This is a genomic window from Mycetocola zhadangensis (genome assembly GCF_003668565.1).
Taxonomy (GTDB): domain Bacteria; phylum Actinomycetota; class Actinomycetes; order Actinomycetales; family Microbacteriaceae; genus Mycetocola_A; species Mycetocola_A zhadangensis.
In genome coordinates, this window is record NZ_RCWJ01000004.1 from 225,766 (window position 1) to 238,225 (window position 12,460).

Annotated in this window: 12 protein-coding genes and 1 tRNA gene; 6 read left to right on the forward strand and 7 right to left on the reverse strand. The window is 63.7% G+C overall.

What is annotated here, in order from left to right:
• Positions 1-113 precede the first annotated feature (113 nt).
• Together D9V28_RS13830 and D9V28_RS13835 are read right to left on the reverse strand one after the other, a co-directional pair.
• Entirely contained in the window at positions 114-947 is an 834-nt protein-coding gene (locus tag D9V28_RS13830; protein WP_121660336.1) for an LmeA family phospholipid-binding protein, read from the reverse strand.
• A gap of 3 nt (positions 948-950) precedes the next feature.
• Complete coding sequence (locus D9V28_RS13835) at positions 951-2,618, reverse strand: arginine--tRNA ligase (protein ID WP_121660337.1); 1,668 nt, start codon at positions 2,616-2,618, stop codon at positions 951-953.
• A 120-nt stretch (positions 2,619-2,738) separates the two neighbouring features.
• Between D9V28_RS13835 and D9V28_RS15990 the strand changes: the two genes are divergently transcribed.
• Positions 2,739-3,368, forward strand: coding sequence for an iron ABC transporter ATP-binding protein (locus D9V28_RS15990; RefSeq protein ID WP_147441017.1), 630 nt, complete (start codon positions 2,739-2,741; stop codon positions 3,366-3,368).
• Here D9V28_RS15990 and D9V28_RS13850 read toward each other — a convergent pair.
• Positions 3,365-4,159, reverse strand: a complete 795-nt coding sequence (locus D9V28_RS13850) for a transglutaminase-like domain-containing protein (protein WP_121660430.1) — start codon at positions 4,157-4,159, stop codon at positions 3,365-3,367. The genes D9V28_RS15990 and D9V28_RS13850 overlap by 4 nt on opposite strands.
• Positions 4,160-4,273: 114 nt before the next feature.
• On the opposite strand from D9V28_RS13850, the gene D9V28_RS13855 reads away from it, so the two are divergent.
• Positions 4,274-4,346, forward strand: a tRNA-Arg gene (locus D9V28_RS13855).
• A 93-nt stretch (positions 4,347-4,439) separates the two neighbouring features.
• On the opposite strand, the gene D9V28_RS13860 is transcribed toward D9V28_RS13855, so the two are convergent.
• Positions 4,440-4,769, reverse strand: coding sequence for a hypothetical protein (locus tag D9V28_RS13860; protein WP_147441019.1), 330 nt, complete (start codon positions 4,767-4,769; stop codon positions 4,440-4,442).
• Between the two features lie 571 nt (positions 4,770-5,340).
• On the opposite strand from D9V28_RS13860, the gene D9V28_RS13865 reads away from it, so the two are divergent.
• From D9V28_RS13865 to D9V28_RS13875, 3 genes are all read left to right on the forward strand, one after another.
• A complete protein-coding gene (locus D9V28_RS13865; RefSeq protein ID WP_121660341.1) occupies positions 5,341-6,189 on the forward strand; it encodes an LLM class flavin-dependent oxidoreductase in 849 nt (282 codons plus the stop codon).
• A gap of 115 nt (positions 6,190-6,304) precedes the next feature.
• Complete coding sequence (locus tag D9V28_RS13870; RefSeq protein ID WP_121660342.1) at positions 6,305-7,309, forward strand: DUF2804 domain-containing protein; 1,005 nt, start codon at positions 6,305-6,307, stop codon at positions 7,307-7,309.
• A gap of 29 nt (positions 7,310-7,338) precedes the next feature.
• Positions 7,339-8,379 carry a DUF4037 domain-containing protein gene (locus D9V28_RS13875; protein WP_121660343.1) on the forward strand — a complete coding sequence of 347 codons (1,041 nt, stop codon included), beginning with the start codon at positions 7,339-7,341 and terminating at the stop codon, positions 8,377-8,379.
• 7 nt (positions 8,380-8,386) lie between these two features.
• Here D9V28_RS13875 and D9V28_RS13880 read toward each other — a convergent pair whose 3' ends face one another.
• Positions 8,387-9,229: a DUF3097 domain-containing protein gene (locus D9V28_RS13880; RefSeq protein ID WP_220700511.1), complete on the reverse strand. Its 843-nt coding sequence runs from the start codon at positions 9,227-9,229 to the stop codon at positions 8,387-8,389.
• Between the two features lie 163 nt (positions 9,230-9,392).
• On the opposite strand from D9V28_RS13880, the gene D9V28_RS13885 reads away from it, so the two are divergent.
• Positions 9,393-10,196 carry a MerR family transcriptional regulator gene (locus D9V28_RS13885; RefSeq protein WP_229728084.1) on the forward strand — a complete coding sequence of 268 codons (804 nt, stop codon included), beginning with the start codon at positions 9,393-9,395 and terminating at the stop codon, positions 10,194-10,196.
• 9 nt (positions 10,197-10,205) lie between these two features.
• Here D9V28_RS13885 and D9V28_RS13890 read toward each other — a convergent pair whose 3' ends face one another.
• Positions 10,206-11,090 carry a DUF2268 domain-containing putative Zn-dependent protease gene (locus tag D9V28_RS13890; protein ID WP_121660431.1) on the reverse strand — a complete coding sequence of 295 codons (885 nt, stop codon included), beginning with the start codon at positions 11,088-11,090 and terminating at the stop codon, positions 10,206-10,208.
• A 93-nt stretch (positions 11,091-11,183) separates the two neighbouring features.
• Positions 11,184-12,449, reverse strand: coding sequence for an MFS transporter (locus tag D9V28_RS13895; RefSeq protein ID WP_121660346.1), 1,266 nt, complete (start codon positions 12,447-12,449; stop codon positions 11,184-11,186).
• Positions 12,450-12,460: the final 11 nt, after the last annotated feature.

The window sequence follows — 12,460 nt, forward strand, 5'->3', positions numbered from 1 at the left end:
GGAGTTTTGCAAATCTTATCGAGAACTCGCGGGTCCCCATGAATCGGAGGTTTTCAGAGAATTCTGGCATGCGCCGTATGCGGCGGCTGGCATCCGGTGCCTGATGTTACGACTCAGCCGACCTCGGGGCAGGTGCCGCGATTCCTCAGCGATTCGCCGTTGAGGGTGAAGTCGCTTGCCGCCAGGCTGAGCGTTGCTGCCTCTGGTGTGACATCGATGCCCGAGATCGTGACGCCGAGTGGAAGCCGATCGGCAACGCAGATCGGCACGGGCTCAGCGCCGAGGATTCGTTCGATCACGCCGGACACATCGAGCGAGCCCACGTCGCTCGTGACGTTAGCTGCGACCGGTGCGGCGAGCACGTCTGTGCCGGCTGGCGTCAGTGTTGCGTTGACGGAATAGCCAATCGTGAACCCGAGCACCGAGGCGGAGTCCGCGTAACTGACGATGTCATCGCCGAGTGCAACCTCGGGATCGTTGCCTGGGAGCGTGAGAAGTTCGTTGATCGACCCCGGGCCGAGGCTAACGGTTGCGTCGATGTTGCCGACCGGCTGCTTGAGGTCGAGTGGCACCTGGGTCGCGATCAGCTCAAACACCGCTGGGCTTCCGTCCACCATGGCGTCGTCACTCGACAACGTCACCTGTTCGAGCTTGCCTGTGAAGATCTGGAACAGGACCCAGTCACCCGCGATATCGACGTCGACATCGGCGTCAACGGTTGCAGGCAGGCTGGCCTCAACGGCGACAGCTATCGCATCTGTCGCAATGCCTTTTGTGACGTTCTCGGCGAGGAATAACCCTCCGATCACGAGCGCGGCGCCAACCAACAGGATAACGACGGCGATGATCCATCCCCGGACTCTTTTACGCTTACGAGGAGGTTCGGAACTGTCACCGATCGCGGCCTGTCGGCTCAGCGTCTCCCAACCGTCGGTCTCCGAGAGCAAAGGTCACATCCTGTCTGGCGCTGTCACTCCAACGAGGTCAAGGCCATTACGAATGACCTGGCCCGTTGCGTCGTTGAGCCACAATCTTGAGCGGTGGACGTCGCCAACCGGTTCCTCGCCGAGTGGAATGACCCGGCAATTGTCGTACCAACGGTGGTACAGGCCTGCGACTTCTTCAATGTAGCGCGCAATGCGGTGTGGTTCGCGAAGTTCTGCGGCCTGAGCCACGATCCGGGGGAATTCCTGCAGCGCTCCGAGGAGGGCTGACTCGGTTTCGTGCTCGAGAAGCTCCGGGGCGAACGCGCTCCTGTCGACACCGGCGGCTTCGGCGTTACGGGCAACCGAACGGGTGCGGGCGTGGGCGTACTGGACATAGAAGACCGGGTTGTCGTTGCTGCGCTTCCGAAGCTGTTCCGGGTCGAGGGCGAGCGGCGAGTCGGCCGGGTAGCGCGCGAGCGAGTAGCGAAGCGCGTCTGTACCGATCCATGCCTGCAGGTCGTCCAGCTCGATGATGTTGCCAGCGCGCTTGGAGAGCTTCGCCCCGTTGACGCTGACGAGCTGTCCGATCAGGACCTCGATGTCGGTGTCCGGGTTGTCACCTGCAGCGCCGGCGAGCGCACGAAGCCGGTGCACGTAGCCGTGGTGGTCGGCTCCGAGCAAATAAATCTTGTGCTCGAATCCGCGATCTGACTTCGAGAGGTAGTAGGCGGCATCCGCTGCAAAATAGGTGTAGATGCTGTTACCGCGACGAATCACGCGGTCTTTGTCGTCTCCGAAATCTGTGGTGCGAACCCAGACGGCGTCGTCCTCGTCGAAAACATGACCCTGTGCGCGGAGGCGGTCGACGGCACCGTCAATCGCACTCAGCCCGGTCTCGGAGTTCTTCGCGTGCAGCTCACGTTCGGAGAACCAGACGTCAAAGTGCACGTTGAAGCTCGCGAGTGACTTCTCGATCTCGACGAGCTGCAGCTGGTAGGCCCGCTCCCGCGCGAGGGCGAGTGCCTCTTCGTCCGGCAGGTCGAGAAGGTTCGGCTCGAGTTCAAGAACCTGGCGGCCCAGTTCGGCGATGTAAGCGCCAGGGTAACCACCCTCGGGGGTGGGCTCGCCCTTGATTGCGGCGAGGACCGAGGCACCAAAGGTGTCCATCTGGCTGCCGGCGTCGTTGATGTAGTACTCGCTCGCGACGGTCGCACCTGATGCCTTGAGCACGCGGGCGATCGAGTCGCCGAGCGCAGCCCAGCGGGTGTGGCCGATGTGCAGCGGACCCGTCGGGTTCGCAGAGACGAACTCCAGGTTGATGGCCCGGCCTGCCTGCGATTCGTTGCGCCCATATTCGGCGCCAGCGTCGACGATGACCTTCGCGAGCGCACCAGCAGCCGCAGCGTCGAGGCGCACGTTGATGAAACCGGGACCAGCAACCTCAGCTGTGGCGACACCGGGAACCTCGGCGAGCGAAGCGGCCAGCTCCGTTGCGAACTCGCGCGGGTTGGTTCCGAGCTTTTTGGCCAGTTTCATGGCGATGTTCGACGCCCAGTCACCGTGGTCGCGGTTCTTCGGGCGCTCGAGGACGACGTCCTCCCGACGGAGTTCCGCGCTTGACCCCTCACGGCGACGCTCGGCAAGCGGGAGGAGAAGGTCGAACAGGGCAGCGGAGAGGTCGTCAGGAGTCACGGATTCGATTCTATCGGCAGGTACTCGCCCGCCGATCCGCTTCGGCGCGCCCGCAGGAGCATGAGCTTCGGAGCATGCCGGGCTTGGTATCTTTCTTCTATCCCCCAGAGAGAGACGTCCATGGCCTCCTTGCTTTCCTTCCCACGCTCGTCGCGTTCCCTCGCACTGATTGTCGCGGCATCCGTCGGCACAGTGCTTCTCGCGGGATGCTCGCCTGACCCGGCACCATCGGCGTCGGCAAGTTCCACTCCCAAGCCGAGCTCAAGCTCGACAAGCGAGCCGACGACGTCACCCTCTGCCGAACCAACCACCGGCCCCACAAGCCAGCCGGTCGGGACGACGTGCGACGAGCTCATCACCGCCGATGACATGTACAACTTCAACCCGAACTTCAGCCTCGTTGAGGACGGTGCTCCGAAAGCGGACTCCAAAGCCGGCACGATCGCCGACATGGGCGGACTGACCTGCCAGTGGGTGAACAACACAAGCAAGGAAACGATCGACGTCGCCGTCGCGAAGCTCACCGATGAGGAACTCACCGCACTCAAGAACTCCGCGATCACCGAGAGCACCCCTGTTCCGACATACGGCGCCCCGCCAATCGAGGGTTACTTCACCGTGATCGGGTCTGAGGGTGAAGCGCAGATCTTCACGGGTTCCTACTGGATCACCGCGCGCAGCGTCGCATTCTTCGAGCCGGGCGACGTCGAGCAGCTTGCAACGGCCGCAATGGGTCACCTGCCCGCTTAGGCCAGGAACACCGGGGCCGCGTGATCGTCTCGCGGCAGCACATCGGCTACCGCTCCCACTTCGACCCGGGTCAATGTCAGCCCGGCGAAGTGATTGGTGAGAAACGCTACATCGCTGGCGTCACGGCCTGTCGCGATTCGCACGAGTGACTGACGAGGCGCGAGTCGTGTCGCATCGACGACCTGCCACGCGCCATCCACCCACGCTTCGGCGAGCGCATGGAAGTCCATCGGCTTCAGTCCAGGTGCATAAGCGGATGCCATTCGGGCCGGCACATCACACGCCCGGAGCAGCGCTATCACCAGGTGCGCATAGTCGCGGCACACTCCCCGTTTCGATTCGAGGGTGGTCACGGCGCTGTCTCCCGGCCCACTTGCACCGGGAACATACGAGAGCGTCGTGAAGACATACGAGGTAACGGCGTCCACAAGCCCCTGGCCTGACAGGGACCCGAACAGCTGGCGGGCGGTCGACCGCAGCTGGTCACTTTCCGCGAAGCGGCTCGGCCTCAGGTAGTGCAGCAGATCGAGGGTGTCCGCCGGGTCTACCGGGCGAATACCGGCCACGACGGCGTGATAGTGCAGTTCAAAGGCGCCTGCGGTGCCGGTGAACCTGTGCAGCCTCGCCCCGTGCCTGTCGAACAACTCGACCGCGGTGTACTGTCGGCCGTTCGACGTGAGGCTCATCGTTTCGGAGAGGATCGGCGTCCCCGCCGCGACAGCGACGGCAAGAATCACGTCGCAGGTGCCTGACACGTCAAACTCGAGGTGGGCAGACACTGTGCGTTGCATGGCCCCCATCCTTTCACGCTGCCCCTCCGCACTTTTGACGGGGCGCTGCGTGCACAAGCCGCACCGAAAAAGGGGCAATCGGCGGCCCCAACTTCTGATAGTTTTGATCTATACGCCTTCGTAGCTCAGGGGATAGAGCGTCGGTTTCCGGTACCGTAGGTCGGGGGTTCGAATCCCTCCGAGGGCACATTGGAAAAGACCCGGTCAGCTTGAACTTTCAAGCCGGCCGGGTCTTTTCTTTCCTCACTGCGGAGCCGAAGGATTCGACAGCCAGGGTGCCTCAGCGCTCGACGGAGGCGAAGCCCGTCGACGACGTGTCGTGGACGATCTGGTAGTCGACGTGAGCTCCGCGGTCTGCTGACAGCCGCCAGACCCGCTGCCATGGCTTCTGAGTCGGCCCGTAGCTCAGGATGATCTGGTCGTACGGCTTGCCGGAGACGCGTTGTCCGATGACGTAGCTCGGTGCCCCTGGGCTGGTGGTGGACAGTGTCGCGACGTACTCGGCGTCGGTCAGGGCGGGCGGCGTGATGTGCTGCTGAGTGAGCTGGTCAGTCGAAATGTTTCCGAGGAGCAGTGTCTCTTCGGTCATGTGAGGGTAAGTGCGTGACATGGGTATTCCTATCGTTGGGTAGTGCCGTTACGTTGGCCGCCTGGTTCGGGGCGCAGCGGATCACCTGGGAGCATTACTGCGCCATGGCTGGGGTCAGAAGGGGTTTCTTGGCGCGCGACAAACGTCGAGGGTGCTGCAGCTCGACAGCTCGACCTCAGCAGGGCCTTGGCTGAGCGCTCTTGTGTTCGGACCTGCGACTCGCAGTCCGCCATAGCCCGGTAAGAGTTCGGGGCGACGACTGAATCGACGTTTTCAGCACGTTGCTCAAGCCATTACCGAGTACCTGCGCGACGCTCGAGATCGCAGCGAGGCCAGCGCGTCAGCTCCCGAGTCCGTCAGCCGTCGCTGTCAGTCTCGCGTCCCTCGGCGCAGCATTCGCTGCGTGTGCACAGGGACTATCGTAGCGCTTCTTTTGAATCATTCAAAACAAGCCCTCTACTTCGGACGAAATCGCGGCCCGTTGCCCGCAGGGCCGACGCCAACCGGACCATTAGAACGACTACGTCGGTGACGTGCGTGGCACGTTGGGGGCATGCAATCACTGCGCCACGCGAAGGAATAGAGTGCCCGTATGAAGTACGGCCTTCACCTTCCCAACTTCGGCGCCTTCGGAAACGCACGAATCCTGGCCGGTCTTGCTCGCGACGCCGAGGATGCCGGATGGGACGGTTTCTTCCTCTGGGATCATCTGCTGTTCTGCGACTGGGATCTCAACGATCACGTCGACCCGTGGGTCGCGCTGACCGCCATCGCCGCGGCCACCGAGCGAATCGCGCTTGGTCCTCTTGTCACTCCTCTCCCCCGGCGCCAACCGTGGGAACTGGCGCGACAGTCTGTTTCACTACAGAACTTTTCCAATGGCAGGCTGATCCTCGGAGTGGGACTCGGCGAACCGACCGAGTGGGACTTCCGATACTTCGGAACCGAAACCGACCCGGTGATCCGAGGTGAGCGACTCGACGAGGGGCTCTCGGTCCTGACCGGCCTGTGGAGCGGTCGAGAGTTCAGGTTCACCGGCAAACACTATTCCCTTGAGCCGATGACGTTTCTGCCTGCGCCTGTCGGGCCGATCCCGATTTGGGTGGGCGGCTCGTGGCCGCATCGACGGCCCTTTCGCCGGGCCGCGAGATTCGACGGCGTTGTGCCGATGCTGCAAGCGGGAGTGAGCGCGGCGTCACTTCAACCCGTTGTGGCGTATGTCGACGAGCACCGTGCGGATCCCGCTGCTCCTTTCGATGTCGTCGTGAGTGGAACCACGGAGCACGGTGGGCCAGGCGTCCCAGAGGGAGTCGACGGCCTTGCGACCTGGTGGCTCGAAGACATCAGTCCACTCCGATTCGGTTGGGACTGGCCCGAGCTCAGCAACGACTGGGACTTCAGCGCCCTGAGGAATCGGATCCTCGCCGGCCCGCCGCGCTGACTCCGCTCCGTGACGACCGCCTTCCGATCAGCTCCCCGATAGGATCAGCGAGGCCGACAGCGCCTGACTATAGCCCCGCCAGCAGCCCATCGCCCCGACGAGAGGAAACAACCCCATGCGCGAGCTCGAAATCACCGCGCCCGTTTCGCTGACCGGACCTGATGGGCGCCTCAACCCGGCCGCCGTCGGCTGGAGCCGCACACCGATGCACAACACCGACGGGATCGGGAAAATCGGTCGCGGCTGGGGCAGGAACAAACGGTGGGAGTACTGGGCGGTCACAACACCGACGCACATCGTCTCCGTCACGGTGTCGAGCCTCGACTACGCGTCAGTGCACGACCTGTGGGTGTTCGACCGGGCGACCGAGGAGGTCGTGCACACCGGAGTGATCCGTCCGCTCAGCAGAAGCGTCCGACTGCCCGGCACCCTCGGTGACGGCCCCGCACAGGTGCGAACGGGCCCGCTTCGCGTCGACATCACGAACGAACCCGGCGGCACACGGCTGCGCGCAACAACAGCACGGGTGCGAATCGACATCGTCGCGGCTCGCGACAACGATCATGAATCACTCGCCGTCGTCGTGCCGTGGTCGAAGACCCGGTTCCAGTACACGGTCAAGGATGTCGCTCGCCCGGCGTCCGGCACTCTCCGCGTCGACGGCACCGACATCGATGTTCCGACTGGCAGCTCATGGGCGACCCTCGACCACGGCCGTGGCCGCTGGCCGTACTCGATGCACTGGAACTGGGCGGCCGGCTCGGGTGTCTCGGACGGCCGGGTGATTGGAGTCCAGCTCGGCAGCAAGTGGACAGACGGCACAGGCTCAACCGAAAACGCGCTCCTCGTCGACGGCCACCTCAGCAAGATCAGCGAGGAACTCACCTGGGACTACGACACCAGCAACTGGCTGGCCCCCTGGCACATTTACGGGACGACCGCCGACCTCACCTTCACCCCGTTTTACGACAAAACGTCGGCGACCGATCTCAAAGTGTTCTCGTCGTTCGGGCATCAGTGCTTCGGCGAGTTCTCCGGCTGGATAATTGACGAATCCGGCGAGCGCGTCGCGTTCACCGGCATCACCGGCTGGGCCGAGGATGTGCGCAACCGCTGGTAGCCGATGAACCAATCGAGCACGATGAGCCCATGACGCTTTCCGGCATCGACCTCGCTCATGGCTACTACACCGACGTCATCGCGCCGCTCCTCGCCGAGCGCTGGCCCGGTTTGCCGCACGCCGCCGCTCGGCTCGGCAGAGGTTCAGACGTCCTGGGCCTCGACGACGAGATGTCACGGGATCACGATTGGGGACTCCGCCTGACTCTTTTGGTGAGAACGGATGCCGTCAGTGCGGTTCGCGAGCACCTCACCGCGCGACTGCCGACCGAGTACGCGGGGCACCCGACCCGCTTCGCCACCACGTGGCATCCGCTGGTCACGCATCAGGTCGAGGTCGACTCCCCCGGGAACTTCGCGTTTTCCCGACTGGGAGTGGACGCGACCCGACCGCTGACCGACGTCGAATGGTTGTCGCTGACCGGGCAGGCGCTGCTCGAGGTCACCGCTGGGCCCGTTTTCACCGACACCAGTGGGGAGCTCACGGCAATCCGTGATCGGCTGCGCTGGTACCCGGACGATCTCTGGCGCTACGTGCTCGCGGCGGACTGGGCCCGGATCGGGCAGGAGTTCCCGTTCATCGGGCGCACCGGTTCGCGTGGAGACGACATCGGTTCATGCATTCTCACGGCGCGAATTGCACAGGCTGCGATGCGCCTCGGCTTCCTGCTCGAGCGGCAGTGGCCGCCGTACTCGAAGTGGCTTGGCACGCTGTTCTCCCGGTTGCCGCGAGCGGGCGAAGCGATGCCGGCACTTCACCGTGCCTCGTCCGCCGACACGTGGCAGGAACGGGAGGCTGCGCTTGCCGAGGCGCTGACACTCCTTCACGACCTGCAGCGCCCTCTGGGACTACCCGGTGTCGACGAGGTGTTTTCTTCGTTCTACGATCGCCCATTCCTCGGGCTTGGCGGCGTGCCTGAGGCGTTGCGCGACTCGATCACCGACCCCGCTGTGCGGGCTCTTCCCGTGGGGATCGGTTCGATCGAGCAGCTGTCAGACAACGTGAACGTGCTCACGTCGCCGGCGATGCGGCTCGCCACGATGCGATCGCTGGTGCCGAACGCCGACTGAGCCGGGGTTATGCCGTTGGAGCGGTCACGAAGTCGATGAGTTCCTCGACCCTGCCGAGGAACGCCGGCTCAAGGTCCGAGTAGGTGCGCACACGACCGAGAATGGCTTGCCACGCCCGCGCGATGTCGGCCTGAGTCTCGTTCGGCAGGCCGAGGGCGGCGCAGATGCCCTTCTTCCATTCAATCGACCGCGGAATGTTCGGCCATTCCTTCAGTCCAACCCGCGCCGGCTTCACCGACTGCCAGACGTCGATGTATGGGTGACCAACAACGAGAACGTTGCCTCCGTGTTTGCCGCGCATGACGGCATCCGCTATTCGACTTTCCTTCGACCCGGGAACGAGGTGGTCAACGAGAACACCGACCTTGCGTGTCGGCGTCGGCGCGAAGTCCGTGATGATCGCGGCGAGGTCGTCGATGCCGCCGAGGTATTCGACGACGACTCCCTCAACGCGGAGGTCGTCGCCCCAGACCTTCTCGACCAGCTCGGCGTCGTGTCGACCCTCGACATAGATACGGGATGGCAGCGCAACACGGGCGCGGGAGTCGGCAACAGCGAACGATCCTGAGGCCGTGCGGGTCGGACCGGTCGCCTTCTTCTTCGGTGCAACCAGAATCACCGGCGTGCCCTCGAGCAGAAAGCCAGGGCCGAGCGGGAACACCCGCCGTTTGCCGTGACGGTCTTCGAGTTGAACGGTTTTACCCTCGATACCGGTGACAGCGCCGCACCAGCCACTCATCATCTCCTCGACAACGAGGTCGTGAACCGCCTCATACTCTGCGGGCGGCGGGGTCTTGCTCTTGCGCCAATTCGTGGCAAGCACATCGCTTCCGTACGGGTCGTAACTCACGTCGATCACGCTAGTCGGGACTTCGGACAGCGAGCGGATGCCACGCCTGGCGTCGGTCAGTCGGCCTGCGAAATGCCGCGTCCGGTCGGGGTCACAGCACCCAACTGAGGCGTTCGAGCTCGAGTGTCGGCGCTGTGGCGGAGGAGTTTGGCATGCTGGAAAGGTGACTGACAGAGATTTCGGCGCGGGCGAGACGATCGGCGTTGTTGCGCGTCAACTTGGCGTGAGCGTACGAACGCTGCACCATTGGGACGATCAGAAAGTTGCCTCCCCCTCCGCTCGCACCAGCGGCGGGTACCGCGCGTACTCCGCCGAAGACGTCGCCCGATTGCGACGGGTGCTCATGCTGCGGGATCTCGATGTCCCACTTGACCGCATCCGATTTTTGTTGAGCGCGAGCGCGGCGGAGCGTCGTCAGGAGTTGGCGGATCGCCGTGTCGCCCTGGACGAGAAGATCCGCCGCCTGCAGGCGGCAGCGAAAGCAGTTGACCAGATGCTGACTGCCGACGAAACAGGGATATTGCTCTCGGAAACCGAGCAAAAACGCGTCCTCGGCGACGGGTGGAATCCGCTCTGGAGCGCCGCTGCGCGGGAGCGATGGGGTGACTCCGCGCAGTGGGCCGAGTACGCAGAGCGATCCGCGCACCGAACAGCCGACGACTGGCTCGACATCACCGAGTCCATGCACGGTGTGCACGATGACCTTGCGTCGGCCAAACGAGCGGGAACAGTGCCTGGGAGTGATTGCGCGAACTCGCTTGCCGAGCGCCACCGCGACGTCATGAGTTCGTACTTCTACTGCACCCACTCAATGCACGTCCTGATCGCGCGGAGGTACGTGAGCGACCAGGGTTTCTCGGACTTCAACGACGGCATGGAGCCGGGGCTCGCCGAATGGCTCATGCAGGTCATCGACGCTAACGCCCGCGCGCACGGGATCGAGCCCGAGACGGCGGAGTGGGAGTAGGGCGTGGTCTCATCGTTGCGACTCCAGTGCGATGTCGATGATGCGCGAACTCGACACGTGTAGCGCCTCCGCGGCGCTCGTACCTGTCGTGTTCAGATACGCGTCGACGATCCTGTTGCCTGCCGCGTATCCGGCTCCGGTGGGAAGGCCGACGGCGTCGGCACCGAAGCGTCGGGCCGCGTCGTCACCGTGTACCCAGGAGACGAAATTCTGCATACCGAGCACGTCCAGACCACTGACAACTTTGTTGAAAACGCCGTCGTTCCCGAGGTGCGGCACACCGATCGGTGTATAGCCGGACGCCCCGTACATTTGTCGAGCAAACGCGTCGGCGAGCCCCTCCGACACAACCTGCTCCCCGACGCGCACGGTCGAGGGGTCCCACACGACGCCGCCAGGCGCGTACCGCAGATTGTGGTTAAGCTCGTGCACGGCCGCCGCCTCCAACCGGTTGATGTTCTCAGCGGTCGGCCAGACAGTAAGCGAGAGAAAGCCGGTCGCGCTGCCGTTGCCACTGAACCCGCGGCCTGGACCCATGAAGTAATCGTCATCCGGGTTCCCCAGCATGAGAAGCACGGTGATATCCGGTACTTCAATGTCTGGCGTCGCGCGAAGTTGCACGTCAATCGCGTCGACAAGCGCACGCTCCACCCGTTCCCAGGCACCAGCGGCTCCGAGTCGGTCAAGCGCATTCCGCACCTCGTCGGCCCTTGCCTCGAGGGGAAATCCGGAACTCATCTCGTGCATTGCCATGAGGTCGACTTCGCCGGGGAAATACCGGTACATGCCGCGCACGGGTTCGAGGACTCCGCGCAGCTTTTCTGGTCGCAGGCTAGTCGGAGAATCCAGCACGGCAGCCATGCCCTCGGCAGTGTTCAAAACTGTGATCGTCATGAGGCTCACGGTAGAGCCTGACGCAGCGTCAGGGTCAAGATTCGATGATGACGATGCAGGACGGGCGCCCTCGAAGCCAGGCGCCTCGCTTGGTTAGCTCGTGTACTCAGAGTTCCGCGAAGGGATCACCTCGTCGAGCCTTCGCATCGTTCTGACCTTCGAGGCCGCAACTGGCGCGCTCGATGTCGCCATGATGCAGGCGCCGATGACGGCGGCTGGCCACGGGCCGATCAGCGTGGTCAGTAAACCTCCTCCGAGTGCACCGATTGAGAGCGCACCCCAGGAAACCAGGCGGTAACCGGCGTTCACCCGGCCACGGAGTTCGGGGAGAACGGCGAGCTGACGCAGGCTAACGGCCTGCGAGTTGGCGATTCCGATACCGATACCCGAGATCACGAACGCCGCGGAGAGCACGATGACCCCCGTCCAGCTGGGCACCCCGACGAAAAGCACACCAAACAATGGAGCGGAGTTTCCAACGAGCAGCGCCGCCACGAGTGAACGTCCGTACCCATATCGTGCCGTGAGCGACTGGCTGCCGATGCTGCCCAGGAACGTGCCAACCCCGATTGCCATGAAAACGGCACCAAGCACGATCGGACCGTAGCCGTAGCTCTGCAGAAGCAGAACCGACAGGGCAATCATGAAAACCTCGTTGCCGAAGTTCCAGATGCTTGCCTCAGACACGAGCGCTCTCAGTACCCGGTGTCGCACCAGAACGAGAATCCCGGCCTTCGCTTCCGAAAAAGCAGACTCGTGGCCCGACCGCCGCTGTTCGGCAACCCGCACCCGCGCGATGAGCAGCCCGGAGCCGAGGTAACCGATCGCGTTGAGAACGAGAGCAAATGGCGCTGTGAGCAACTGGACGAGAATACCGCCGGCTCCTGTGCCCATCACCCCGATCACCGACTGGGTAGCCGTGATCTTCGCGTTCGCGTCGATTAGAGCCTTCTCATCAACGACCAGCGGAAGAAAGGAAAAGTCCGCGAGCGTGTACAGGACGGTCAGCGACCCGATCAGGGCGGCCGCGAGAACGAGAACCGGAATGGAAAGCCCTCCGGTCACCGCGAGAATGCACACACCGAGAAGCAACACCCCTCGCCCCAGGTCCGCCGCGATCATGAGCGGCCGTCGTGGCAAGCGATCGACGAGGACACCCAGCCACAGGGTGAGCACAAGGTAGGGAACAAGCAGCGCGGCCCTCACGAACGACAACTCCGCGGCGGATGCGCCGAGTGTCACGAGGGCGAGCACCGGGATCGCCAGCTCGCCGATCTCGGCGCCCAGTGAGGAAAAGGCGCCTGCACCCCAAACACGCCGAAAGGCGGGCACACGCCACGCGCTCGTAACCTTCGTCATAGGTAGAAAGG